We start from the raw sequence: 25,929 nt of genomic DNA, 5'->3' as shown, positions 1-25,929 counted from the left end.
CGGTGAAGCGACTCGTCAAGAGATAAGGGAAAACAATTCCCAAAACAAAACCCTCCCGAGCTTTACGCGAAGGAGGGTTTTTTTATGCACTTATTCAAAATACGTATTTATACATATAGCACAAATGGTTTCACCACAATACTTTAGCCCTAGATGAATTACAATACATTATAAACAGAAATAATCGGAATCCCCACTTCCTCAATTTTTCAATCAATTAATCAATTTAATAATTTAAAAATCAATTATTATGGAACCATTTATCGGACAAATCATGCCAGTTGGGTTTAATTTCGCCCCTAGAGGTTGGGCGTTATGCGACGGGCAACTTTTACCCATTTCTTCTAACACTGCGTTGTTTTCTTTATTAGGAACCACTTTCGGAGGTGATGGAAGAACCACTTTTGCTCTTCCAGATCTAAGAGGAAGAAGTATGGTAGGTGTAGGTAACGGACCTGGTCTTAGCGCAATTCAGTGGGGACAAAAAGGTGGAGCGCAGACCCATCAGTTGTCCATAGCAGAAATGCCGGCACACACTCACAATATTGGTGTTAATTCTGCAGCTGGTGAAGAAGCTGATCCCACCGGGAAGCATATTGCAGGAATTACCGACGGATTCGCAGAAGACACGACTGGAAACCTTGCTGCCCCTCAAACTGTAGGTGGAAGTCAAGCATTCAGCATTCAAGATCCTTACTTGGGAATTTATATGTGTATTGCATTGCAAGGGATTTTCCCTTCAAGAAGCTAAAGATTAGTTTTATGCTATATAAAGACCGGCTTATGTCGGTCTTTTTTGTTTAGTAGATACACTGTGTTCGCAAGGCAGGAGCATTTCCCAATTCATATTGGGTGATGATTTCCTTTATAGATAATCCAGGTTGTAATTGTTTGAGCACCATAGGGATGGTCAATCCGCTTTCTTTGTACCCCAATCGTTCTTCACCAAAAACATGAATTTCGGTTGTAACGGCAATGGCATTTGCAGATTGTGGTACATATTCTGAGAGTGGTACAGCTACCTGCGGAAATTTAAAATCTAAGGGAAGTGACACATCAAAGGAACGCATACGTTCTTTGTTAAGGACAAAAACCGTTTTGTTATGCATGAAGAAATTCTCACCGCCTCTTTTTCCAGTATCCATAAGCTGTTTAAATTCTTTTACCACATCAATAAGGGAAACCTGTAAGGAAATTTCTTGTGGAATCAATACCACATCCTCTTTACATTGCAGCATAACGTTGTGGGTAATGGCCACTTGTGGTTCTTTGTTCAATGCATGCTGCAAGCATTCAACAATAACGATATCGAATTCACGGGGATTTTCCAATTGCATGGTACTGGCATCCAAATTCAGAAATTCGGAAACGTAGGCTTCGGCATTCAAACATTTCAAGACCTCCTTACAATTCTCCAAACTTAGGGGGTTTACTTCCACTAATGTAAGCTGAATCTCTTTGGGAGTATAAAGAGTGAGCAGCGGGAGTATTAAGGTGGCGAAAGGACCTGTACCCGTGTATAATAATTGAATGGGGCCACTCTCTTGCGTGGCTCTGGTTTTCTCTACCGCCTTACAAATCCCCCTAGTGAAGCGCTTGGTCCGCATGATATCGTTTATGCACTCACCGGCAGATTTTGTCCCAATGGCTTTACCTGAGTCTAAAAAAATGTGGTTTCGGGTCGTGTTGTTTTCAGTTTCAAAATCGAGTCCTGTCATCTCCAAACAGAGCTCCATTAGTTCTCGTAGGGCATTTTGTAAATCTGAATAGTGGGTCTCTTCTTGTATAATACGGGGAACGACTCGTTTCAATCGATCGAGATAGGATGGGGAAATCATATGTTAGCTGTCTGTGCATTGCAATATATAGTATTTAGTGAACTCCTAAAAGTCTTTCTGTAGGTCACTACCTACAATACATTCAAAAAAAAGATGTCTTTGATCGAATATTTTCTTGACTTTCAGCAGAAAAAAGGTACCTTTAGGTTTTAACTAACCAAATTATGACCGAGAAGACTCCCCGCCGCGCATTCCTGCGTATGTCGGCTATGGCTACTACAGGAATTGCATTGTTACCTTCAGCCACAATTAATGCATTTAACGAACCTTCATCCCCTTTTGAAGGCTATAATGCGTATGCTGAAGAGAAAACTGATCTTAGAACCCTACCATTCGGAAAGCATGTGAGGGTTTCAGGTACTATTTTTAATCATTTGGGAACTACTCCCCTCGCCAATGCGCAAGTAGAGGTGTGGCATATGTCGCCCAATTCGACAAAATTTAGACACCGAGGAAAATGTAAAACCGATGCAACAGGGGCTTACAGTTTTATTACCGATCTCCCTAATAACGAAAAGGGAAGGTCCGGACGTATCTATTTCAAAGTTTCCAAAGACGGAAACACGTATTTTACCGAATTGGTAGTGACCCCTTACTTCGCGCATATTACTTCAAAGCATTGGAAAGAGAACAAACAGCTGGAAGATAGGGTATTTCTAAAAAGGGATACTCACTTCGGAGAGACCAGAATTAATTTCAATATTGCACTTAATCAATAAACTAACCTTATAAAATTTACTATTATGGATCCATTTATCGGACAAATCATGCCAGTTGGGTTTAATTTCGCCCCCAGAGGCTGGGCATTCTGCCATGGACAACTTTTGGCCATTGCTTCACATACGGCATTATTTTCATTACTCGGAACCACGTTTGGTGGGGACGGAAGAACCACCTTTGGTCTACCCGACTCTCGTGGGCGTAGTTTTGTAGGTGTAGGATCAGGCCCTGGATTAGCTCCCATTACCTGGGGGGAAAGAGCAGGTGCTGAAAATCATACCATAACTATTGGCCAGCTGCCTTCCCACACCCATAACATTGGTGTGTCCACTGCGACAGGAGAGGAAACAAATCCTGCCGGCAAACATATTGCCGCAATGACAGACGCTTATGCAGAAGATGCCAATGCAAATCTTGCACCACCGGCTAGCGTAGGTAGCAATCAATCCTTTAGCATTAGGAATCCTTTTTTAGGGGTTTACTACGTTATCGCATTGGAAGGAGTATACCCTTCTAGAAGTTAGTACGCCAATGGACATAAAAATTGGCATACTGCTTCCCAGATCGGACATGTTTCCTACGTTGGCGTTGGATTTTTTGAACGCCTTAAAGCTAAGTTTCAATAAAATCAATACAACTGAAGTTGTTCCTAAGTTCTTGGTAGAAGGCGTGGGAACAGCCTCGGACGACAGTATTGTACGTTTGGGGGAGAAAATGATTCTACAGGAAAATGCAGACCTAGTCGTTTCTTTTTGTAGTCACTATAAACTTGCCGATTTGGCCGGGGTGTTTAAGGCCTATCAAAAACCGCTCATTCATGTAAATATTGGCGGAAATGCAATAAAGCAAGAGCATGTGCATCCCAATGTGGTGTATCACTCCTTGAATCTTTGGCAATCTTGTTATGCTGCTGGCATGCATGCTGCCAAAAAATACGGGACAAAAGCCGCCATGGCAGCTTCCTATTACGATGGAGGATATCAGCATTCTCAAGCTTTTATTCAAGGGTATACTAGCCAAGGGGGTAAAATTGTAAATTATTATGTCTCCCCTATGGATTACAAATCCGAATCTTTTGAAACAATGGTTGCAGGGATCCGAGAAAGCAATCCCGATGTGGTGTTTACGCTGTTCAGTTTTAAGGAAGGCGCAAAGGTGATGAATATTTTAGGATCATCCGATCTTAGCGATAAGGTACCTTTTGTTGCCATTCCCTTGCAGACTGACGAAACAGCGAATACCGAAGACTATGGAATCAAAAATTTGATCTCGATAGCTTCTTGGTCCTTCGATGAAGACAGTGAATACATGAATGCCTTTATCTCTGAAATCAAAGAATCGTTGAAGAAAGCGCCAAACATTATGGCGCTGCTTGGCTATGAAGTGGGACAGGTAATTGCCGAAGTGATCAATACACACGGTACCATCCCTACAGCCCTTGCAGACGGTTTAAAAAATGTTCAGATACCTACACCCAGAGGCGTTATGCATTATAATGCCTATAACGAATCTCAGACAGACCTACTTAAAGTCCGACAATTTACCTTTAATGACGTTGGGTATCACAACACAGTTGTAGATACCATAGAAGCTTCATTTATGGAAGATCTATATGCCAAATTAGAAGATATCCCCTATTCAGGATGGCAGAACCCATACATATGTACCTAATTTTTAACATTTAAATTACGTAATAGTACTTATTCCTTTTAAAAACCGCCTCCGCTATTTTTGTTGCGAAACCATTGTAATATACAATAGGGAGATATCGTATAACCAAATGACCTCATGATGAAAAAAATTACACAATTATTAACCATCCTACTAGCTATAATGGCTATAAACCAGGCTTTAGCGCAAAAGGCTTCGGTTATAGGAACCAACCACGTAACCAATGATGGTTTTGCCTTTTTGGTAACCCAGGATTTGGTCAACGGTGAAAATGTATATTTCACCGAAGATGAATATAACAATTCAACTAATCTCTTTGGAACCGGTGAATCTGTAGTTCGCTTTACAGCCTCTGGTGCCATTAGTACCGGTACGGTTGTATATATAGAGGAGACTGCAACTGCTAATACCTTTACAGTAACCTGTACAGGTGGAGGCTCCTGTGGAACGGCTACTCATTTTGGAGGCGGCTTTTCCCTTCGTACTGGAGGTGAGGCCTACTATGCATATCAAGATACCGATGCGATTCCCAGTAATGGGGTCACTGAAATTTATTCGGTGTTCTATACAGGAGAATCCGGTCAAGCTACGGGAGGTGCTATTCCGGCAATAATGGATCCAACTCCTGATTACCCAAATGCCATTGTAGTCGATGGCTTTCCTGCGGTAAACCCAGGGCGTGCGGAATACGTATTTGCAGGAGCAGGTATTCGCGACGGATTATGTAGGGATAACCTAGAAAATGTAAGCAACTATTTACATGGACAAGGATATCAGGCCCTTAACACTACCGCTTTTAACAGTTTTACACTGGCTTGTACGAGCCCAACAGTTACGCTTACCAGAACACCTGCAGCAGTTGCAGAAAATAGTGGTAGCGGCATTACCTATACATTTACCATAAGTCCTACTTCTGGAAGTCCCACTACGGTTAATTTCAATGTAAGCGGTTCGGCTACGTTTAGCACTGACTATACCCAAACGGGAGCAGCTACCTTTAACGCAACCTCAGGTACTGTTGTTATAGGCGCAGGATCCAGTATAGCCGCCGTAACCCTAACACCAGTTGGAGACACTACTTTGGAGCCCGATGAAACCATGACACTAACACTTGCTGCTGGAGCCGGATATACGGCGGGTAGTCCAAGTATCGCTACGGGAACCATTACCAACGACGACACCCAGAATATTACTCCTGTGGTCGCGGTAACTGGATTGAACAATGCTGTTGCACCGGGCATCGAAGGTTTTTCCTTCGTAGCTCTTGACGATATTGCCGCAGGTACAGAAGTATTCTTTACTGAAGAGGAATTTAATAGAAATACCCTAGCCTTTTCCAATACAAGTGGTGAAGGTGTAGTACGTTGGACCGCTCCTGCAGGAGGTGTCCTTCGAGGAGAAGTGATTGTTGCCACGGAAAACTCACCCGATGTATTTACAGCATCTTGTAACAGTGGAACCTGTGGAACTTTTACTACGATCGTAACAGGATTTACCTTTGCCTCTAATGGTGAAGGCTTCTTTGCTTATAGTGATTCGGATACAGATCCTACCAATGGAGTGACTCAAGTACACTCCGTGCTTTATACAGGAAACAACTCAACACCCGGTGGAAACATCCCTGCCCTAGAAGATCCATCTTCTGTATATGTGGGGGCTGTTGTAGTAGATGGTTTTCCTGCCGTTCAACCACAAAGAACGGAATACCGCTTCCCGCCAGAGCGTGGTGTAACGGTAGACCAAGCGAATTTCCAAAATATAACAAACTGGTTCCATGCGCAAGCACCGGCAACCCTTTCTACAGTGCCTTTTGCCAATATTATTATAGTTACTGGATCAGCGAATCCAACCCTTACTTTGGCCGCAGCACCGACCTCAACAGTTGAGGACAGCGGTGTTGGAATGGTGTACACCTTTACATTGAGCGCAGCGGCAACTTCCAACATTACGGTGAACTTTACTGTAGGAGGAACCGCTACCCTTACGACAGACTATACAGTTTCTGGGGCGGATACCTTTACTGCTACCACTGGAACTGCTACCATACCTAACGGAAGTTCTTCTGTAGCCGTAACTGTGACACCGGTTGTAGATGCTATTGTAGAACCTACTGAAACTGTGGAATTAATGATTGCTTCCGGAACCGGATATGATGGAGGTACTCCAAACAGTGCTACAGGAAGCATTACCAACGACGATACCTCAGCTTCCGATCCTTTGGTTGCCATCATGGGTATGAGTCATGCTGGACCTGATGGCTTCTCTTTTGTAGCTGCTCAGGACATACCCGGAGGAACCGTGGTGTACTTCTCGGAAGATGAATTCGACAATACAACCTTATTATTCTCTGCGGGTGAAGCCGTTTTACAATGGACTTCTCCAGCGGGTCAAATTGATCAAGGAGATGTGATTACAGTGACTGAAGGAGGAACTCCAGACACATTTACTGTGGCGTGTAGTGATACTTCTGGAAATGGATGTGGAACCATTAGTGTAATCGTAGGCGGTTTTGCCATGGCGACCAATGGTGAGTCACTATTTGCGTTTACTGATAGCGATACTGATCCTACCAATGGGGTAACCGATATTTACTCAGTAATGTATACTGGAAATTCAGGAGTACCAGGAGGTAACCTTCCTGCCATTGAAGATCCTACAGGTATATACCTAAATGCACTGGTTGTGGACGGATTCCCTCCCACAGCCCCTGTTAAAACGGAATACACCCCTGCGAGTCGTGGGATTCCTGTAGGAAGCGCTGATTTTGAAAATCCAGCCAATTACGACCACGCATTCGCTTTTGGAGCAGGATTATCTACGGTTCCTTTTGCTAGCATAAGTATTGTAGTAGACTTTACAGCTCCCGCGGACCTTTGTGTAGATGCTGGAGTACAAGCCGGTCTTGGCGGTGGAACCCCAACAGGTGGTTTTTACAGTGGACCAGGTGTTACCGATGATGGAAACGGAATGACCTATAGTTTCGACCCTGCTGCTGCGGGTGTAGGAACGCATCCTATTACGTATACATTAGGAGGAAGTTCTGCTTCCGACAATATTGAAGTATTTGCTTTACCTACCGTAACCTTTACGGCACCTGCAGATCTTTGTGTAGATGCAGGCGTTCAAGCTGGTCTTGGTGGTGGAACCCCTACCGGAGGAGTATATAGCGGTACGGGAGTTACCGATGACGGAAACGGAATGACCTATAGTTTCGATCCTGCCGCTGCAGGCGTAGGAACGCATACAATAACATATACCTTTACAGATACCAACGGGTGTACCAATAGTGCTTCCGACGATGTGGAAGTATTTGCACTTCCAACCGTAACCTTTACCGCATTAGCCGATCTATGTGTAAATGCTGGGGTACAAGCCGGTCTTGGTGGCGGAACACCAACGGGAGGAGTATATAGTGGTACGGGAGTGACCGATGATGGTAACGGAATGACCTATAGTTTCGACCCAGCTGCCGCTGGCGTAGGAACCCATACCCTTACCTATACCTTTACTGATGCTAATGGATGTAGTGCTAGTGCTACTGATGATGTTGAGGTATTTGCACTACCAATCGTAGCCTTTACAGCTCCTGCGGATCTTTGTGTGGATGCTGGAGTTCAAGCTGGTCTAGGAGGTGGAACACCCACCGGTGGTGTATACAGTGGACCTGGTGTGACAGATGACGGTAACGGAATGACTTACAGTTTCGACCCTGCCGCTGCTGGCGTAGGGGTACATACCATCACTTACACCTTTACCGACGCCAATGGATGTACGGCTAGTGCTTCCGATATGATCGAAGTATTCGCATTGCCAACCGTAACCTTTACGGCACCTGCCGATCTTTGTGTAAATGCAGGTGTACAAGTAGGCTTGGGCGGTGGAACTCCAACAGGAGGTTTTTATAGCGGTCCTGGTGTGACCGACGATGGAAACGGAATGACCTATAGTTTCGACCCTGCTGCTGCAGGCGTGGGAACCCATACCCTTACCTATACCTTCACCGATACCAACGGATGTATTAGTAGTGCTTCCGATATGATCGAAGTATTCGCATTACCAACCGTAACCTTCACGGCACTTGCAGATCTATGTGTAGATGCAGGCGTACAGGCCGGATTGGGTGGCGGAGTACCTACGGGAGGTGTATATTCCGGGACAGGAGTGACCGATGATGGAAACGGAATGACCTATAGTTTCGACCCTGCTGCTGCTGGTGTAGGAACACATACCATTACCTATACCTTTACCGATACCAATGGATGTACTGCTAGCGCTTCAGATGATGTGGAAGTATTTGCATTGCCTACTGTAACCTTTACAGCTCCGGCAAGCCCTGTATGTCCTAATGCGACCTTGACGGGTCTTGGTGGTGGAACTCCAACAGGAGGTGTGTACAGTGGTCCCGGTGTGACGGACGATGGAAATGGAATGACGTATACTTTCGATGCCGCTGCTGCCGGAACAGGAACGCATACCATTACCTATACATTTACCGATACCAATGGATGTACCAATAGTGCTTCCGATACGGTAACTGTAGAAGACACTACTCCTCCAGCAATCGTTTGTCCAGCTAATATTACTGTGAACAACGATCCTGGAGTATGTGAAGCCGTGGTAACTTATACCCCGCCAGTAGGCACCGACAATTGTAGTGGAGCTACCACAACTCAAATTGCTGGATTACCTAGCGGAAGTGCCTTCCCTGTGGGAACCACGACGAACACCTTCGAGGTAACCGATATTGCAGGAAATACTACTCAGTGTTCCTTCGATGTTACGGTGAATGATGTTGAGGCACCTTCTATTACATGTCCTGCAGACATCGCAGTTAGTAACGATCCTGGTATCTGTGGAGCTGTTGTAAACTACACGGTAACCGGAATGGATAATTGTCTTACCGGAAGCCCAATTACATTGACGTTTACAGGGCCAGATGTTTTCGGAACACCATACATAGAAGGTTTAATGGTAGTTACTGCCAATCCAGGACAACACATTGATGCTCCATGGACTGTACCTTGTGGTGACGGAGACGGAATGTTAATGCACGGTAATACCGGGAATAATTGGGTATACGACGGAGGAGCCATCTTCTCGCCTACCAGTGTAGAGATTTGTGCAAATCCAACTACATTTACATTTACCTCGTCTAAAGGAGGAACGTTTATCCCTACTTCTACTGGGGTAGTTAGTTTCCCGAACACTGCAGATTGGATAGGTATTACTTCCATGAGTTGGGATAATACTTCCGGATCTGATCAATCATTGGATAATTTCACTTTTGTTCCAGGCGGAGTAGCTATTGTGCAAACTGCGGGACTTCCTTCGGGAGCAGAATTCCCTGTGGGAACAACTACGAATACGTATGTAATTACTGATTCAGGTGGAAACTCAGCTTCATGTAGTTTTGACGTTACGGTGAATGACACTGAAGATCCTGTGTTGACTTGTCCAGCTGATATTACAGTGAACAATGACCCAGGAAATTGTAGTGCTGCAGTTACTGTACCTACTCCTACTATTATGGAGAATTGTCCTGGTACGACAACTACTACGGCTGGTCCCGTAACGGCTATGCTGTTTAGCGGGGGGGATCTTATAGATACGCCTTCCACGATTACGGGATTAGGAACAACCGTACTAGATGTTATACTAGATATAGAATATAATGGAGACTTCACCACGGGTTCCACTAGTGAGTGTTTTACACTTACCGGTCCTGATGGAATACAAATATTCCAAGAATGTGGTGGAGGACCTACCTGTGATGTTATTAATAGTTCGGTAACCATCCCAGCAGCCACTTGGAACAATTGGATTGCTACCTTCGGGTCCGATCTTACTTTTACCCTCTTGGCAGATCCTCAGGTTGATTCAAGCCAGTGTTCTGGTCCTGGATCGCACGAGTTCCAGCTCACGGCAAATACGGGATTCATTACCCTTACCAATGACTTTAATGGTACATCCGATGCTTCCGGAACCTACCCCGTAGGAACTACGACAGTAACTTGGACAGCCACGGATGCTGCGGGTAATACAGGAACTTGCTCAATGACTGTAACTGTTAATGACACAGAAGACCCTGTAGTGACTTGTCCTACAGACATTACAGTAGGAAACGACCCAGGACAATGTAGCGCCGTAGTTACCTTTACGCCTACGATAGCTGATAACTGCCCAGGAGCTACGGTAGTGAGTTCTCCTGCCTCTGGAAGTGTATTCCCTGTTGGTACAACAGTTGTTACCGTTACAGGAACAGATGCCGCAGGAAATACAGCTACTTGCACCTTTAATGTAACTGTGGATGACACTGAGAATCCAACAATTTCTTGTCCCGCGGATATTACAGTAAACAATGACACCGGAGATTGTGGAGCCGTAGTAACCTATGCCGCTCCAACAGGAACTGATAATTGTCCGTCTCCAACAACGGTTCAAACGGGAGGACTGCCTAGCGGAAGTGTATTCCCTGTAGGAACTACTACCAATACTTTTGAAGTGACGGACGCTTCTGGAAACACAGCAAGCTGTAGTTTTACTGTGACGGTTATCGATAATGAAGATCCGACCATTACGTGTCCTGCTGACATTACTGCAAGCAACGACCCAGGGGTTTGTGAGGCTGCCATTACTGTACCTCAACCTACCTTCGACGATAATTGCTTTACCAATGGATGTGTTCGAAATGATGACCTAGAGTCTTATACCTTAGGTTCTATGGCCGGACAGGATCCGAATTGGGTTGGATGGACCGGAGCTGCTGCCGAAGCAGGTGAGGTATCTACCGAACAGGCTCAAAGTGGAACCCAGAGTTTGAAGATTGAAGGTGTGCCTGCAGGTGGACCTGTAGATCAGATCTACAACCTTGGTAATCTTACTTCTGGAGTATGGGAAGTAACCTATAGCTTGTACATCCCTGTAGGAAATACAGCATTTACCAACATTCAGAAATTCGAGCGTCCTGCCGGAGGCCCAGAATGGGGGCACCAGATTCAGTGGAACTCCAACGGAACAGCGGAATACAACGTAAATTCAGGTTATAACACCTTTACGTATCCGCAAGGAGCATGGTTCGAAGTAAGACACTATATCGACCTTGATAATGACTTTACGGAGTTCTTCGTAAATGGAGCTTCAGTAATAAGTCACCCATATAGCTATCAAGCATTCAGCAGTACAGGAGCTATCTCACTGGGAGGTATTAACTTCTTCCCTATCACCAATTTCTTTGGCGGTAATGGTAGTGAGACAAATCCTGCAGCTATCCCATTATTCTATGTGGATGATGTGAGCATGTGTGCGGTGGCGATCAACGATTACAACAACACGGCAGATGCAAGCGACACCTATCCTGTAGGTACTACTAACGTAGTTTGGACCGTTACAGATGCAGGTGGAAACACAGCGAGTTGTACACAACAAATTACCGTAGAGGATACTGAAGATCCTGTGATCACGTGCCCTGCAGATATTACAGTGAACAATGATACTGGTATTTGTGGTGCTCAGGTGTTCTACGCTGTTACAGCTACAGACAATTGTGCTACGATCATCCCTGGAACCGTAAGTATAAATCCACTTAAGGATAATTCTCTATTCCAAGAGATTCCAGGAAATAGTAACGGAGCTGGGCAATTAATGTATGTAGGACAAAACGGTGTAAGTGAAAATCACCGAGGAGTTCTCACATTCGATGTTGCGGGAAGTGTCCCTGCAGGGGCCACCATTACAGGTGTAAACCTTACCATGACAGCCGATCATCCAACTGCTACTAATGGAGCACATGATTTCAATCTTCACAGATTATTGGAAGATTGGGGCGAAGGTGCTTCAGATAACGGTGTAGCACCAGGATCTGGTGGAGGTGGATTTGGAGATACCGCTGTAGCACCAGATGCAACTTGGAATGATGCAATGCTTGGTACGGCATGGGCCAGTGGTCCTGGAGGAAACTTTAATCCAGCTTCCAGTGCCGTTCAAAATGTGGATGCCAATGGTCCTTATACATGGACATCGGCTGCATTAATGGCAGATGTTCAGGATATGCTAGATAATCCAGGCACTAATTTCGGTTGGATTGTTATAGGAAATGAAACAACTGCTTCAACTACTAAACGATTTGGAACGCGTGAATCTCCAATAGCACCGGTACTGGAGATTTCTTACGAAATCGTAGCTGGTGTAACCATTACTCAAACAGCAGGATTGCCTTCTGGAAGCACGTTCCCTGTAGGAACTACTACCAATACTTTTGTAGTAACGGATACGGCCGGAAATACAGATACGTGTAGTTTCAATGTTACCGTGAACGATACAGAACCGCCAATCGCTGTTTGTCAGGACATCACGGTTCAGTTGGATGCCAACGGAATGGCTTCTATTACCGCGGCCGATATAGACAATGGATCTAGCGATAACTGTGGAATTGCGAGCCTAGCGGTTTCTCCAAGTAGTTTCGATTGTAGCAATGTGGGACCAAATACGGTAACACTTACGGTAACGGATGTAAACGGAAATTCTTCTACCTGTACTGCTACGGTAACTGTGGAAGACAACGTGGCACCTGATGCCGTATGTATGGACATCGATCTGTTCTTGGATGCAACCGGTAACGCTTCTATAACACCAGCCGATGTGGATGGAGGAAGCTCTGATGCCTGTGGTATTGTGAGTCTAGCGATAGACATTACAGACTTCACTTGTGCCGATGTAGGACCAAACGATGTTACCTTAACTGTTACGGATGTGAACGGAAACGTGAGCAGCTGTATCGCTGTAGTGACTGTGATAGATAATACACCACCTGTGATCTCCTGCCCTGCTGATGTAGTTACGGGTACCGATCCAGGATTATGTTCTGCTCAGGTAGTATTTAGTGATGCTATTGCCAGCGACGAGTGTGGTATCGCTTCTGTTGTACAGACGGCCGGATTGCCATCTGGAAGTGACTTCCCAGTAGGTGTAAGCACGATCGAGTTCACTGCTACCGATGTAAACGGAAATACGACAGTTTGTTCCTTCACTATCACAGTGAACGACGATGAGCCAGCGATGGCCGTTTGTCAGGACATTACCATACAACTTGACGATACGGGTATCGCCACGATCACCGCTTCCGATGTGGACGGAGGATCTACGGACAACTGTGGAATCGCAAGTTTAGATATAGACATAGATACTTTCGACTGTAGCAACGTCGGGGACAACCCAGTGGTGCTAACAGTAACTGATGACAACGGAAACACATCTACCTGTACAGCTATCGTAACGGTAGAGGACGTGACCGCACCAGAGGTATTCTGTCAAGATATCATCGTAGACCTTGACGCAACGGGTACGGTAACTATCTTACCAACCGATGTTGACAATGGAAGTACAGATGCCTGTGGCATCGCTACCTACGAATTGGATATCGATACCTTCGATTGTAGCAATGTAGGCGATAACATCGTAACATTGACTGTGACCGACGTGAATGGTAACAGCGCAAGCTGTACTGCTACGGTTACTGTTCAGGATGTGACCGATCCAGTACTTACCTGTATGGATATCACCGTGGAACTTGACGAAAACGGGATGGCTGTGATTGAGCCAGAAGACGTGATCGATACCTTAGACGATGCTTGTGGCATCTTCACTACGGCCATCGACATCTTCGAGTTCACTTGTGACGACATAGGTACTCCGATCACTGTTCAGGTGTTCGCTCAGGACAACAATGGTAACCTTGCCACTTGTACAGCCGAAGTAACTGTTGTGGATGCACTGGCACCAGAACTTACGTGTCCTGCAGACCAGACTGTTGATCCAGGACCAGGTATGCTGTTCTACGAAATCCCAGATTACTTCGCTACAGGTGAAGCTACAGCAGTAGACAACTGTACCGATCCAGTGACAGACGTTACTCAAGATCCAGCACCAGGAACCCTAGTTCCAGACGGTGTGTACACGATTACGTTGACGGCAACGGACGACAGCGGAAATACCGCTACTTGTACCTTCGAGTTGACCGTAGAAAGTGTACTTGGATTGGATGACCTTCCTGTGGATCTATCGACCATCGTTGTATACCCGAACCCAGCTACAGACGTGGTGTTCATTAGCAACCCACAAAACATTGCACTTGAGAAGGTGACATTGTTCGACCTGGTGGGAAGAAAGGTGGCAACTTATGATCTGAGAAATTCAGGAATAGAGACATCGCTTGATATTTCGAACCTTGCCACGGCCAGCTATACTATGGTCATTGAAGGCAGTGGTGGACAGTTAAATAAACGACTTATTAAAGAATAGGGGTCAGTTTTAGTTAATAAGTAACCCTCCTTCGCCTTTGGCTAGGGAGGGTTTTTTTATGGGAAAGTTTCGAATACCTTTCAAAACAATTATTTTTGAAAAAACACTTTCTATGTTTCCATGGCATCAATATGTATTAGGCCTTATATTCCTCATAGCGGGAGTTACCCATTTTACCAAATCCCATTGGTATGAACGAATCATCCCTCCTTATATTCCAGCACATAAAGAAGTGGTAGCTGTAAGCGGCATTGCCGAAATGATTGTTGGATTTATGCTGTTGAATGCCGATACCCAACAAATGGCTGCTTATGCCATTATGGGATTGCTCATTCTATTCTTCCCTGTTCATATTCATATGCTACGCAATGAGAAGGCATCTTTGAACCTTCCCAAATGGTTACTCATTTTGAGGATTCCCATTCAATTTGGATTGATCTATTGGGCCTATCAATACGTATAAGATGGATTTGTTTTCTAAAGAACATAGCACCATCGAAATTCCCCTTCCCGATGCCTCCATTTCCTATTATCCGACTTTCTTCGGTCCTGAAGAGGCAGATGCATTATATGAAGAACTCTATCGGGAAACCCCATGGCAACAAGATGATATAAAGATCTTTGGAAAAGTCTATGCCCAACCCCGATTAACTGCCTTGTACGGAAGCGAAGAGAAGACCTATAGGTATTCTGGACTTACCATGTATCCCAAATTATTTACCCCTACCCTTTTAGAAATCAAGGACCGGGTGGAAAAGGAAACGGGAAATCACTTTAACGCTGTACTATTGAATTTATACCGGGATGGTAACGATAGTAACGGTTGGCATAGTGATGATGAAAAGGAATTGGGAACGAACCCTGTAATAGCTTCCGTGAGTCTTGGGGCGAAAAGGTGCTTTCAATTAAAGCACAAGAGGGATAAAAAATTGAAATATAAACTCTTTTTAAATCACGGAAGCCTATTACTAATGTCAGGTGAAACGCAGCACCATTGGAAACACCAATTACCAAAAACCAAAAAAATTAACGTGCCGCGAATCAACCTAACATTTAGGGCCCTTAAATAAAATGCTTTCTATTAGCGAAGCTTCTGGAATCCTTAAACAACAGGAATGTTAAACCTATCAACACAATTGTGTGATAGATAAGCCGCTCGTACATGTTTCCCACCAAAATGAAGATGGACATCACCACGGATATAAAAAATCCCACCATAATCGACTTCTTCAAAGTGATATTGAAACATATAAGCAGTCCCGTAAAGAATTCCAGAAAGGGGAAAAGCGCTCCGCCAATGACCAAAAGTGTATCAAAGGGAAGTGTCCCTTTGAAATTGGATAAAATGAAGTCTGTATAGCCCCCTATATCCACAATTCGAATCAATCCATGTATCGCAATGATCGACCCAACAACTAACCTAATCAAATAATAGAACTTTCTGTACTCTAACATAACCTACTCGCAAATGGAGGGCAAAAGTACTCTATTCTAGTGAGTTAGAAAAGCAAAAAGACAACGCAAACGTTTGCGAAAAGCAAAATTTTAGAAGTTTTCGATATTATGCATGCATAATAAGATGAACGACATACCAGCCTTAACTAATTCTTAAGAATATTAACCAAAAATATCGTTCAAAACATGCGCTAAACGGATTCCTCCCTTCTGAAGTTGACCGCGCATTACATTCATATATCGATACATATATCGATACCCTAACTTTTCACCGATATCGGTGTTCTTGTAGATATCCAAACACAATTCCCGGCTCTCGTACATCCAATCGGTAACCGTCCCACTTTCTAAGGCTTCAATCTCCTCTTTGGACAGCATATCGGCATTCGAAGCCAATTCCGAGTAGGACATATTATAACTTTCTATCATTTTAGTGTCCCATACCGTGTGCAGATTGGTACCATCATCGAACCAACGTACCTGAAAGGTATTGGCTCCCTTGTCCTCTGCCTTCCCTACGTGCAATGGTTGGTGTAAATCTCCCATGAAATGTACTAACAACTTTAGGTGAAACGCCTTGTCTTCTTTGCTTGAAGAAGCATCTTTCAGCACTTTAATACAGGTATCTATGGCCTGAACGATATCCCCACGATCACTTTTGGGATGGTCTTCGTAGGTGGAATCGAAAGGAAAGTTTACATAGTGCCATGGGCTATAAGGACGGTATTTTTCATCGCTCTTAATTTCATCGGCGAAAGTAGATACAAAAGCCAAGGAAGCTCCGTCCAGTAATTCCTTGATTTTTTTCTGTGCCTTATTGGATAGATGTTTCTCTGCAATTTCGCCGGTAGCCCTGTGCCCTGTTCTCCCCCAAAATTCAGCCGCTGTACCCCAGCCTGTATTTAAGAATACCATTACAATGCATAAATAGATCGCTTTCATATGTTACCTCGTTTACCTACAAATATACCGACATCACCGTCACCGCAATGTTATTTTACCTAATTTATCCCCGTTTTAACACGAATTGAATGAAAGATTCGTTCTATCTTAGACAATCCCTAAAACGAACCTGTATGAAAACCTTCCTCTCTTTTCTTGCTATCTGTTTTTTTACCAGTACGTACGCTCAAAATTCTAAAGCAGTTGAACGGGATTTAAGCGTATCTCCATTTATAGATGGTACCTTATTGCTCCCCAATGGAAATGAAAATCCGCCGCTTGCCATCCTAGTAGGTGGATCGGGTCCCACAGATCGTGATGGGAACCAACAAATGCAGCGTACGAATTGTCTAAAATATCTTGCACAGGGACTTTCGGAAAAGGGGATTGCCTCCTTTCGGTATGACAAGCGTATCATAAAGCAGATGAAGGACAGAACCTTGAATGAGGAAAGCATCCGTTTCGATGATTTTATTGTAGATGCCAAAGAGATCATTTCCTATTTCAAAAAGGCAAATTCCTTTTCAAAAATATATGTGGTCGGTCATAGTCAGGGTTCCTTGGTAGGTATGGTAGCTGCCCAGGATGGTGCCGATGGTTTTATCTCCATAGCTGGGGCTGGTCAAGAGATAGATGATGTCGTTGTAGATCAGATAGCGAAACAAGCGCCAGGTCTTAAAGATAATGCCCGTCAATCCTTCGACGATATGCGCGCCAATGGTGTGGCCCAAAACTACAGTCCCGGATTGTCGTCCATATTTAGACCTCAAATCCAGCCTTTTATGCTCACATGGATGCAGTACAATCCGAATGTAGAGATCAAAAAACTGGAGGTTCCTATTTTCATCATTAACGGTGACAAGGACCTACAGGTTCAGGTTTCTGAAGCTGAAATGTTGAAAGAGGCCCGTCCAGATGCAAAGTATTCCATCGTAAAAAACATGAACCATATCCTCAAGGAAATAACAGGCAATGATATTGACAACAGTAAATCCTACAACAGGCCAGATCTTCCCGTAATGCCCGAATTGGTAAATCTTATATCCGATTTCATTCAAGGCTAAGGTGTTTTCAGAATTAATTGTATTTTGCGTTTTTCAAACTAATTGACCATGCAAAATCCAGTCGAAGCTGTAGAGGCTATTAAAGACACCACTCCCTTATTAACCGATGACACCATAGTTTTCGGCCTGTTGATGATTGCTTTGGGCCTCATTTTTTATACCTCAGGTAAGAAAGAAGGGTTCTGGTATCAATTTTACAAAATTGTTCCTGCCCTGTTCATGGCATATTTAATACCTGCCATTTTTACCTCTGTGGGACTTATTGCCCCTAATTGGGTCACGGTCGCAGAAGGATCAGATCCCGTTGAAGGTAGTACAAGAATATATTTTATGTCCAGTAGGTACCTGCTTCCAGCAGCGTTAGTGTTAATGACGCTAAGCATGGATCTAAAGGCAGTATTCAATTTAGGGCCTAAAGCTCTAATTATGTTTGTAACTGGGACTGTGGGTATTATTTTGGGCGGACCCATTGCGGTTATTTTGATTGGTTTGGTATCCCCTGAAACTGTGGGGGGTGAAGGAGCCGACGCAGTATGGCGTGGACTTTCTACATTATCCGGAAGTTGGATTGGTGGAGGTGCTAATCAAGCCGCTATGTTGGAGATATATGGTTATAACCAAAAATCTTATGGTCAAATGGTATTGGTTGATATTGTAGTTGCCAACATTTGGATGGCTTTACTTCTTATAGGAATAGGAAAAGCAACGCGTATCGATCGCTGGTTGAAATCGGATACCTCAGCAATTGAAAGCTTGAAAGAAAAAGTTTCGACATTTGCAAAAAAAACAGAACGGAATCCTACTTTAAGGGATTATATCTTATTAGCGGGGATTGCCTTCGGAACCGTGAGTGTAGCCCATTTTGTAGCCAGTTATGTAAGTACTGCCTTCGATGGTATTGTAGGCCGCATGTCTCCCGGCCTTTGGCAAAACTCCTTGACATTCTTAAGCTCTAAGTTCTTTTGGATGGTATCCTTGACCACTATTATTGGAGTCACATTATCGTACACCAAGGCAAGAACGTTGGAAGGAGCTGGTGCGAGTAAAATAGGAAGTGTGTTTATTTATATTCTAGTAGCCTCAATTGGTATGAAAATTGACATTATGGATATTTTCAAAAACCCCGGATTAATTACTGTTGGCTTAGTATGGATGTCCATTCATGCAATTTTACTCATAATAATGGCTAAACTTATAAGAGCACCTTATTTCTTTCTGGCCGTAGGAAGTCAAGCTAATGTGGGAGGGGCTGCCTCTGCTCCTATTGTGGCTTCTGCCTTTCATCCATCTTTAGCAACTGTAGGAGTACTTCTAGCTGTATTTGGATATGCCATTGGAACACTTGGAGCCGTGCTTTGCACATTTATGATGCAGGTAGTTTCGGGTGGATAAACTTTTTGGGTAACGTTTAATTTTGCATATTTGCGGCCAACAAACAAATTCCATGAAGTATTTCCTTTCTATCCCCCTTCTTTGTCTACTATTGAGTAGTTGCGGCGGCACTGTCGAAAACCAAATGACCTTAACAGGCGAAATAAAAGGGCTAAAGAAAGGTTCTTTATACCTTCAGAAATTGGAGGACACCCTTTTCATTTCTTTGGATTCTATGGAAGTAGATGGCAACTCTCAATTCGAATTTTCTGCTCAAGTAGACAGTCCCGAAATCCATTACCTTACCCTAACCTTTGCCGATAGCTCTAATACTGTAAAGCGTATTCCCTTTTTCGCGGAAGCTAAGGCGATGACAGTCGCTACCGATTTGAATCAGTATGAAATCGAAGCCTCGGTAAATGGATCTACCAATCATGAAAAGCTAGAGCAATATCTAACCCTTCTTGAACGCTACCAAAACAAAAAGTTGGATTTAATAGAACAGGGATTGAATGCACTTAAGGAAGGGAATGATTCTTTGGTAAATGTCATCCAGACCCAGCAAGAAAAACTGTTAATGAGCCGTTATTTGGCCACGGTGAACTACGCCCTGAATCAGGCAGAATACGAAGTGGCTCCTTACTTAATGCTTACAGAGGCTTATGACGCCAATATAAAATACCTAGATACTATTTACGGGGCATTGTCCCCAAAAATAAAAGACTCCAAATACGGTAAAGAATTGGAGTCCTTTATACAAGATCGTAAGCAACAGGAAAACAAATAAGCCTTCCAATAAAAAGACTCCAACACCTGAGGTATTGGAGCCCTTAATACTATACTGAAACTACCTTTATAGGGCGTTGATCTGATCGATTAATTTTCTTCCTTTTTCTTCCAGTTCGGCACGAATGGAATTGAAGTGCTTCTTTTTGTCCTCTGCGGTTTTATCGTTCATTTTTGCAATCAGGACATCGAAGGTTTCAATGGCATCGTCAATGATCTTTTCCGATTTCTTGGTATCCTTATCAGGATTGGTTAATTCCCAAATGTATACAGCCTCGATAATATCTCCCAATACGTAGTTTATGTCTTTCTTTAAATCGCGTCTATTTGCCATGGTAAAAAAATTTTCAGCAAAAATACCATTTTAAATACTTTCTAAGGCACGGTAACCTCCAAAAGTGTTGCCTTAGAAGTCTTTATATGAATTTGGGTAGCTTCTGCTGGTATTAGTATGGTTTCACCCTTTGTGAGTTCCTCCGTTACCCCCAACGCCTCAATAGCGGCTTTTCCTTCTGTACACATATATACAACGAAGGAATCTACCGTTTCCATAGTACGGGAAGTCGCTTTGGTAAGTGGTAACACACTGGTTTTAAAATAGGGAGAAGTACAAACTTCGTTCACTGTGTCTTCGTCTTCAGAAAAATGAAGCTTGGCTTTGGTATCTTCAAAATTGATAACGTCCAATGCCAAATCGGTATGCAATTCGCGCATATTTCCATCGATATCCGGTCGGTCCCAATCGTAAATGCGATAGGTGATATTGGACGTCTGCTGAATTTCGGCCAATACGACACCCGCACCAATGGCATGCACTGTACCAGAAGCAATAAAAAAAGCATCTCCTGCTCTTACCGGTTCTTCATGCAATATTTGTGTAATTTCTCCCTTGGAAAGATGCTCCACATAACGGGATTTGTCCATTTCGCCATTGAATCCCAAAATAAGTCGGGCACCTTCATCGGCATCCATGATGTACCACATTTCGGTTTTACCGAAACTATCATGACGTTCCTTGGCTACCTCATCATCGGGATGCAGTTGTACGGAAAGGTCTTGGCTTGCATCTATAAATTTAAAAAGCAGCGGAAACTCCCCGTGGTAGTCCTGCATTACTTTCTTGCCCAGTAAAGCGGCTCCATAGTCTTCGATTAATTGTACCAAGGAAGTTCCTTGTAAAGGTCCGTTGCTGACTTCAGAAATATCACCTTTTACTCCAGAAATTTCCCAACTCTCCCCTAGAAGGCCTGCTCCATTCTTTCCAAAACGGGAAGCCAATTTATGTCCTCCCCAGACCTTTTCCTTGAGTAATGGTCGAAATTTAAGTGGATATAATTGTTTCATGAATGCTCCTTCTGTAAATAAGTCAATGCATTTTTAATGTGGGGATCTGCCCCCATGGCTGCAAATTTATAGACTAATTTACCTTCTTTATTGAAAATGAACGTTTCACGACCGGGAAGAATTCCCAAAAGGCCTTTCTTTACGCCAAATTGTCTACGTACCTTGTTCTTGGTATCTGCCAATAAGGTAAAGGGCAGGCGATAATGTTTGGCAAATCGTTTGTGCGAAGACTCGCTATCGGCACTGATACCGAAAACCGTAGCCCCTAAATCGGAAAAATCTTCGAAACTGTCCCTAAAACTACAGGCCTCGCGAACGCAGCCCGGAGTGAAATTTTTGGGATAGAAAAAAATAACGACGGAGTTTCCCTCAAAATCAGAACTGGAAACACTATTCCCTTCTTGATCATTGAGTGTAAATTCGGGTAACTTATCTCCTAATTCCATACGATCCTAGCCAGAGTATACCACAAAGTTACGTGGTGTTTCGTAAAGTTTTACTGAAATTTTATACGACGTATCCAACTTTGCATGAAGTTTTTCCCAAATGACTTTGGCAATGTTTTCTACCGTTGGATTCAGTTCCTTAAATTCGGGCACTTCCAAATTCAGGTTTTTATGATCGAAGGGTAATTCTACCTCTTCGTAAATGATCCTCTTTAGGTATCCCAAATCGATCACAAACCCAGTTTCGGCATCGATGGGCCCTGTAATGCCCACTTCCAATTCGTAATTATGCCCGTGGTAGTTAGGATTACTACATTTCCCGAACACCTCTAGGTTCTTTTCATCGCTCCACTCTTTTTTGAAGAGTCGGTGCGCGGCGTTAAAATGTGCCTTTCTATATACCGTTGCACTCATACACTAAGATGTTCGTAGAATTTTTCGAATATTATTTTGAACCAAGCGGTGTATTCGGCCGGATTTTGAACAATGTCTTCCTTTACCTCTTCTAGAGGCATCCATTTCCAAGCCGCTACTTCTTCCTTATTAATGGAAGGCTCCCCATTGTAGTGCCCTACCAAAATATGATCCAGCTCGTGTTCTGTGAGACCATTATCGAAAGGAGCTTTATAGATAAAAGAGGTGGTTTCCTTAAGCTCTGTAGTGAATCCCATTTCCTCTTCCAATCTTCGTATCCCTGCTTCTAGGGAAGATTCTCCGTCACGCTGATGGCTACAACAGGTATTGGTCCACAATCCAGGTGAATGGTATTTGTCCAGTGCTCTTTGCTGAAGCATGAGCTCATTATCATCATTAAATACAAATACAGAAAATGCGCGATGCAAAACCCCTTTTTCGTGAGCTTCCTGTTTGGGCATCAACCCTATTTTTTCGTCTTTTTCATTGACAAGAATAACTTGTTCTTCCATGAATATCCAGCAATTTTGACCCAAAAATACGAAATGCGATGTTAAGGAAAACAAAAAGCGCCCAACTTTCGTCGGGCGCTTAGGGGTCATAATCTTGGTAAGTTTACATCAATTCTGGATTAAGAACATTGATCTCCTGTTAAGCTGATGTGCCTCCTCAGTACACTCAACCCCATTAGAGCATTCGTTCTGTAATTGGTACTCGCCATACCCCTTTGCTGTTAAACGATTCTTATCAATTCCGTTGTCCACCAACCAATTTAAAGTGGATTGGGCTCGCTTTTCGGACAAGGCTTCATTATAAGCATCGTTTCCTCTTGAGTCTGTATGTGATTCTATGTGAATTATCAATTGTGGGTATTCCCGCATTGCTGCCAAAATCTTTGCCAACTCTATCGCAGCATCCGGACGGATGTTATAACGGTCGAAATCGAAATAAATTGGCTGAAGGCTCAAACGACATCCTAAATCGTCTGGAGGACAAGGATCGCACTCTAACTTAACAGGCACTTCAATCTTACCGGTTACATTAGGAGTCTCCACAATTTCTTCGTTATACTCACAACCGTCGCTGTTGGCTCGGATTAGGTACGTCGTATCGCACTCTACCAAAGTTTTGAATTCATAGCTTCCATTCTCTTTGGCCGTTACTGTTTCCAGCGCTGTATTGTTTGAGTCCAGTAAAGTAACAATAGCACCTGGTACGGCATCGCCTGTTACTTTATTGGTAATGGCTCCTACGATGGTAATTTCACATTTCTCCTGAACGCGATAGATATCATCGGAAAGGCTTCCACGATCTCCATCCCTATTGGAGGAAAGGTAACCTAAACGTGCACTTTCATTAATGATGAATCCGAAATCATCCTGATTACTATTGGCGGGCTCTCCTAAGTTGGTCACTTTACCAGAAGTACCTCCGTTATCCAATTGGGTTACATAAATATCCAATCCTCCCAATCCAGAACGTCCATCACTCGAAAAGTAAAGGTTGCTATTCTCACTTATAAATGGGAAGCTCTCTCGGGCTTCTGTATTTACCGTAGGTCCTAGGTTGATGGGATCTCCATAGGTTCCATCTTCATTAATGTCTACATACCACAGGTCGGACATCCCTAGGGAACCTGGTCTATCTGAAGCGAAGTATAGTCGTTTCTCATCGACACTTAAAGCCGGGTGTGCTACCGAATAGTCGTCGCTATTGAAAGGCAACTCTTCGATATTGGTCCAATAGTTGTCCCCACTCTTAATAGCTTTATAAAGCTTCAGTCGAATGGTTTTGTTCTTATCACGTCCTTTTTTACCATCGGTAAAGTTGTTTCGTGTAAAATACACAGTGCGGCCGTCTTTGGTGAAGACAGAAGATGATTCGTGATACTTGGTGTTTATTTCGCCATCTAAAGGAGTTACATTAGAAAGTCGTCCTTCGGCATCCATGTCGGCCACATACAAGTCTAGAAAGGGCAATTGATTCCACTCGAATACCTTCTCTCCCTTGTTTGCTTTTGCCGACTTGGCAAAAACCAATTTATCTAAGTAAAAGGAAGGGCCAAAGTCTGAGCTATCGGTATTAATACTAACTTTTTCTACTTCATATCCTTTGGCCTGAAAGGCAATACTCTTCAGGTAATTGGGATCTTCGTTAAAGTTCCGTATAATGATATTATCTCCTCCCACCTTTTCATAGGCTGCCATCAATTTATCGGACTCGTCGTATTTCCCCAATGATTTAAGGGCTTGAGCCGCTCGGTAGTAGTAAATAGCATCCGTTTCTGAAGTAAATTCATTAATGGATCGCTGGTACCACTCGGCAGCCTGTCCGTATTCACTGTTGAAATAATAGGTGTCTCCTAATTTCTGAAACACCTGAGCCGATGCGTATCCGTCTTCAACTACCTTTAGGTATATCTCACGGGCATCGATGTAAGAATATTTATCGAACTCTTTGTTCGCTTTTTCGATTCTATTTTTTTGGGCAAAGGAAATGCTAGTAACCGAAATTACTAGCAGGGACATAAGTATTTTTTTACATAAGGAACTTTTGTACATACTTTATATTTTAAAAGAATCTTGGAGACAATACACGCTCTGGTTTATTAAAGATATCGAACTTAAGGAACACTTCGTACGAACCGTCACTGTAGGTTTCGATATCGGTGGTTTGATAATCATATCCTACCCCAATAAATATCTCGTCACTTACCTGGAAACCTGCAATGGCACTCAATGCAGCACTCCATCTGTAGGATGCTCCCAAGGTAAATTTCTCGTTAATTAGGAACGTACCAGACGCATCCCACTGCAATGGGGAGCCGCTCACTGCTTTAATAAGAGTAGCAGGCTTAAACTTAAGGTTATCACTAATGTCGAATACGTATCCCGCAATCAAGAAATAATGCAATCTTTCTGCAGCGGTAGTTTCTCCTGCAAAACTTGAAGGATCATCTACAATGGCATCTATCTGAGACTCATCGAAGTGACTCGTGGTCAAGAAGTTCGGCACCGAAAGTCCGGCATAGAACTTATCTGTAAAATAGTAAGCTCCTGCCCCAATTTGAGGTTGTAGCCTTCTATCCACGGGATTTTCGAAAACATCTCCGGCATCAGCAATATTCAGCTTGGTGAAATCCACATCCAATAAATCGATCCCTGCCTTCACTCCGAAAGAAACTTTTGCGTTTTCGGATGCGTTGATCACATAGGCATAGTCGATATTTATATTGGATTCTATGGCAGGTCCCAACTCGTCATGCACGATGGACAGCCCCAACCCCATATTTTGAAGGGCACCAATTGGGGTCCCCGCGGTGAAGGTTCCCGTTTTAGGAGCTCCCTCGAAGTTCACCCACTGTGTACGGCCCAATAAACCGAAATTAAGCGTTTCCTTGGATCCCACATAGGCGGGGTTCACTACCTGAGTATTATACATGTATTGTGTATACTGTGGATCCTGCTGCGCCTTACTCGAAAAGGTGCCGAGTAAAATCAGAACTAAGATTGCTAGGTAATTATTTTTCATGTTTATCAATTTTGTATCCATAAAAGGTCTAGCCATTTAGGGTTTTACTGT

20 protein-coding genes are annotated in these 25,929 nt (G+C 43.5%); 10 read left to right on the top strand and 10 right to left on the bottom strand.

The genetic code is table 11. The annotated features are described in order from the left end of the window. Positions 1-250 precede the first annotated feature (250 nt). The gene (locus POV27_RS10740) at positions 251-751 is read left to right on the top strand and encodes a phage tail protein (RefSeq protein WP_272862767.1); all 501 of its coding nucleotides are present in this window, start codon (positions 251-253) and stop codon (positions 749-751) included. A gap of 49 nt (positions 752-800) precedes the next feature. Here the strand turns inward: POV27_RS10740 and POV27_RS10735 are convergent, their stop codons facing one another. Beyond that, complete coding sequence (locus POV27_RS10735; protein ID WP_272862766.1) at positions 801-1,838, bottom strand: SAM-dependent methyltransferase; 1,038 nt, start codon at positions 1,836-1,838, stop codon at positions 801-803. Between the two features lie 164 nt (positions 1,839-2,002). Between POV27_RS10735 and POV27_RS10730 the strand changes: the two genes are divergently transcribed. From POV27_RS10730 to POV27_RS10705, 6 genes are all read left to right on the top strand, one after another. After that, complete coding sequence (locus tag POV27_RS10730; RefSeq protein WP_272862765.1) at positions 2,003-2,557, top strand: peptidase associated/transthyretin-like domain-containing protein; 555 nt, start codon at positions 2,003-2,005, stop codon at positions 2,555-2,557. 24 nt (positions 2,558-2,581) lie between these two features. Beyond that, the gene (locus POV27_RS10725; protein ID WP_272862764.1) at positions 2,582-3,082 is read left to right on the top strand and encodes a phage tail protein; all 501 of its coding nucleotides are present in this window, start codon (positions 2,582-2,584) and stop codon (positions 3,080-3,082) included. A gap of 7 nt (positions 3,083-3,089) precedes the next feature. After that, the gene (locus POV27_RS10720; RefSeq protein ID WP_272862763.1) at positions 3,090-4,229 is read left to right on the top strand and encodes an ABC transporter substrate-binding protein; all 1,140 of its coding nucleotides are present in this window, start codon (positions 3,090-3,092) and stop codon (positions 4,227-4,229) included. A 117-nt stretch (positions 4,230-4,346) separates the two neighbouring features. After that, entirely contained in the window at positions 4,347-14,525 is a 10,179-nt protein-coding gene (locus tag POV27_RS10715) for an HYR domain-containing protein (RefSeq protein WP_272862762.1), read from the top strand. A gap of 112 nt (positions 14,526-14,637) precedes the next feature. Further along, complete coding sequence (locus POV27_RS10710; protein WP_272862761.1) at positions 14,638-14,988, top strand: DoxX family protein; 351 nt, start codon at positions 14,638-14,640, stop codon at positions 14,986-14,988. 1 nt (position 14,989) lies between these two features. Then, on the top strand, positions 14,990-15,595 hold the full coding sequence (locus POV27_RS10705; RefSeq protein WP_272862760.1) for an alpha-ketoglutarate-dependent dioxygenase AlkB family protein: 606 nt from the start codon (positions 14,990-14,992) through the stop codon (positions 15,593-15,595). On the opposite strand, the gene POV27_RS10700 is transcribed toward POV27_RS10705, so the two are convergent. Both POV27_RS10700 and POV27_RS10695 read right to left on the bottom strand, forming a co-directional pair. Next, positions 15,588-15,953 carry a hypothetical protein gene (locus POV27_RS10700; RefSeq protein WP_272862759.1) on the bottom strand — a complete coding sequence of 122 codons (366 nt, stop codon included), beginning with the start codon at positions 15,951-15,953 and terminating at the stop codon, positions 15,588-15,590. The genes POV27_RS10705 and POV27_RS10700 overlap by 8 nt on opposite strands. Before the next feature lie 189 nt (positions 15,954-16,142). Then, a complete protein-coding gene (locus tag POV27_RS10695) occupies positions 16,143-16,922 on the bottom strand; it encodes a S1/P1 nuclease (RefSeq protein ID WP_272862758.1) in 780 nt (259 codons plus the stop codon). A gap of 134 nt (positions 16,923-17,056) precedes the next feature. On the opposite strand from POV27_RS10695, the gene POV27_RS10690 reads away from it, so the two are divergent. Genes POV27_RS10690 through POV27_RS10680 form a run of 3 tightly spaced genes read left to right on the top strand, consistent with a single transcriptional unit; the run spans position 17,057 to position 20,144 of the window. Next, complete coding sequence (locus POV27_RS10690; RefSeq protein ID WP_272862757.1) at positions 17,057-17,986, top strand: alpha/beta hydrolase family protein; 930 nt, start codon at positions 17,057-17,059, stop codon at positions 17,984-17,986. 48 nt (positions 17,987-18,034) lie between these two features. Beyond that, the gene (locus tag POV27_RS10685) at positions 18,035-19,378 is read left to right on the top strand and encodes a DUF819 family protein (protein WP_272862756.1); all 1,344 of its coding nucleotides are present in this window, start codon (positions 18,035-18,037) and stop codon (positions 19,376-19,378) included. 52 nt (positions 19,379-19,430) lie between these two features. Beyond that, on the top strand, positions 19,431-20,144 hold the full coding sequence (locus tag POV27_RS10680) for a DUF4369 domain-containing protein (protein ID WP_272862755.1): 714 nt from the start codon (positions 19,431-19,433) through the stop codon (positions 20,142-20,144). Between the two features lie 66 nt (positions 20,145-20,210). Here POV27_RS10680 and POV27_RS10675 read toward each other — a convergent pair whose 3' ends face one another. From POV27_RS10675 to POV27_RS10645, 7 genes are all read right to left on the bottom strand, one after another. Next, positions 20,211-20,477, bottom strand: a complete 267-nt coding sequence (locus POV27_RS10675; RefSeq protein ID WP_272862754.1) for a hypothetical protein — start codon at positions 20,475-20,477, stop codon at positions 20,211-20,213. A gap of 41 nt (positions 20,478-20,518) precedes the next feature. Then, positions 20,519-21,487: a type I phosphomannose isomerase catalytic subunit gene (locus POV27_RS10670; protein ID WP_272862753.1), complete on the bottom strand. Its 969-nt coding sequence runs from the start codon at positions 21,485-21,487 to the stop codon at positions 20,519-20,521. Continuing rightward, positions 21,484-21,933: a peroxiredoxin gene (locus POV27_RS10665; RefSeq protein ID WP_272862752.1), complete on the bottom strand. Its 450-nt coding sequence runs from the start codon at positions 21,931-21,933 to the stop codon at positions 21,484-21,486. Before POV27_RS10665 ends, POV27_RS10670 begins: the two co-directional genes overlap by 4 nt. 6 nt (positions 21,934-21,939) lie before the next feature. Continuing rightward, complete coding sequence (locus POV27_RS10660; RefSeq protein ID WP_272862751.1) at positions 21,940-22,347, bottom strand: 6-pyruvoyl trahydropterin synthase family protein; 408 nt, start codon at positions 22,345-22,347, stop codon at positions 21,940-21,942. Further along, positions 22,344-22,859 carry an isopentenyl-diphosphate Delta-isomerase gene (gene idi / locus POV27_RS10655; protein WP_272862750.1) on the bottom strand — a complete coding sequence of 172 codons (516 nt, stop codon included), beginning with the start codon at positions 22,857-22,859 and terminating at the stop codon, positions 22,344-22,346. The genes POV27_RS10660 and idi overlap by 4 nt, the downstream gene beginning before the upstream one ends. A 108-nt stretch (positions 22,860-22,967) precedes the next feature. Beyond that, the gene (locus POV27_RS10650; RefSeq protein ID WP_272862749.1) at positions 22,968-24,875 is read right to left on the bottom strand and encodes an OmpA family protein; all 1,908 of its coding nucleotides are present in this window, start codon (positions 24,873-24,875) and stop codon (positions 22,968-22,970) included. 43 nt (positions 24,876-24,918) lie between these two features. Continuing rightward, entirely contained in the window at positions 24,919-25,878 is a 960-nt protein-coding gene (locus POV27_RS10645; protein ID WP_272862748.1) for a PorP/SprF family type IX secretion system membrane protein, read from the bottom strand. Positions 25,879-25,929 lie beyond the last annotated feature (51 nt).

Source organism: Aureisphaera galaxeae (genome assembly GCF_028561275.1).
In the GTDB taxonomy this organism is placed as follows: domain Bacteria; phylum Bacteroidota; class Bacteroidia; order Flavobacteriales; family Flavobacteriaceae; genus Aureisphaera; species Aureisphaera galaxeae.
Note: the sequence above shows the minus strand (reverse complement) of the source record. Positions and strands in the feature narration are given on the sequence as shown.

Coding starts and splice junctions, on each gene's coding strand:
- POV27_RS10685 (WP_272862756.1), top strand. CDS start 18,035: ATGCAAAATCCAGTCGAAGCTGTAGAGGCTATTAAAGACACCACTCCC.
- POV27_RS10650 (WP_272862749.1), bottom strand. CDS start 24,875: ATGTCCCTGCTAGTAATTTCGGTTACTAGCATTTCCTTTGCCCAAAAA.
- POV27_RS10720 (WP_272862763.1), top strand. CDS start 3,090: ATGGACATAAAAATTGGCATACTGCTTCCCAGATCGGACATGTTTCCT.
- POV27_RS10695 (WP_272862758.1), bottom strand. CDS start 16,922: ATGAAAGCGATCTATTTATGCATTGTAATGGTATTCTTAAATACAGGC.
- POV27_RS10675 (WP_272862754.1), bottom strand. CDS start 20,477: ATGGCAAATAGACGCGATTTAAAGAAAGACATAAACTACGTATTGGGA.
- POV27_RS10670 (WP_272862753.1), bottom strand. CDS start 21,487: ATGAAACAATTATATCCACTTAAATTTCGACCATTACTCAAGGAAAAG.
- POV27_RS10645 (WP_272862748.1), bottom strand. CDS start 25,878: ATGAAAAATAATTACCTAGCAATCTTAGTTCTGATTTTACTCGGCACC.
- POV27_RS10735 (WP_272862766.1), bottom strand. CDS start 1,838: ATGATTTCCCCATCCTATCTCGATCGATTGAAACGAGTCGTTCCCCGT.
- POV27_RS10710 (WP_272862761.1), top strand. CDS start 14,638: ATGTTTCCATGGCATCAATATGTATTAGGCCTTATATTCCTCATAGCG.
- POV27_RS10660 (WP_272862751.1), bottom strand. CDS start 22,347: ATGAGTGCAACGGTATATAGAAAGGCACATTTTAACGCCGCGCACCGA.
- POV27_RS10680 (WP_272862755.1), top strand. CDS start 19,431: ATGAAGTATTTCCTTTCTATCCCCCTTCTTTGTCTACTATTGAGTAGT.
- POV27_RS10690 (WP_272862757.1), top strand. CDS start 17,057: ATGAAAACCTTCCTCTCTTTTCTTGCTATCTGTTTTTTTACCAGTACG.
- POV27_RS10740 (WP_272862767.1), top strand. CDS start 251: ATGGAACCATTTATCGGACAAATCATGCCAGTTGGGTTTAATTTCGCC.
- idi (WP_272862750.1), bottom strand. CDS start 22,859: ATGGAAGAACAAGTTATTCTTGTCAATGAAAAAGACGAAAAAATAGGG.
- POV27_RS10665 (WP_272862752.1), bottom strand. CDS start 21,933: ATGGAATTAGGAGATAAGTTACCCGAATTTACACTCAATGATCAAGAA.
- POV27_RS10705 (WP_272862760.1), top strand. CDS start 14,990: ATGGATTTGTTTTCTAAAGAACATAGCACCATCGAAATTCCCCTTCCC.
- POV27_RS10725 (WP_272862764.1), top strand. CDS start 2,582: ATGGATCCATTTATCGGACAAATCATGCCAGTTGGGTTTAATTTCGCC.
- POV27_RS10715 (WP_272862762.1), top strand. CDS start 4,347: ATGATGAAAAAAATTACACAATTATTAACCATCCTACTAGCTATAATG.
- POV27_RS10730 (WP_272862765.1), top strand. CDS start 2,003: ATGACCGAGAAGACTCCCCGCCGCGCATTCCTGCGTATGTCGGCTATG.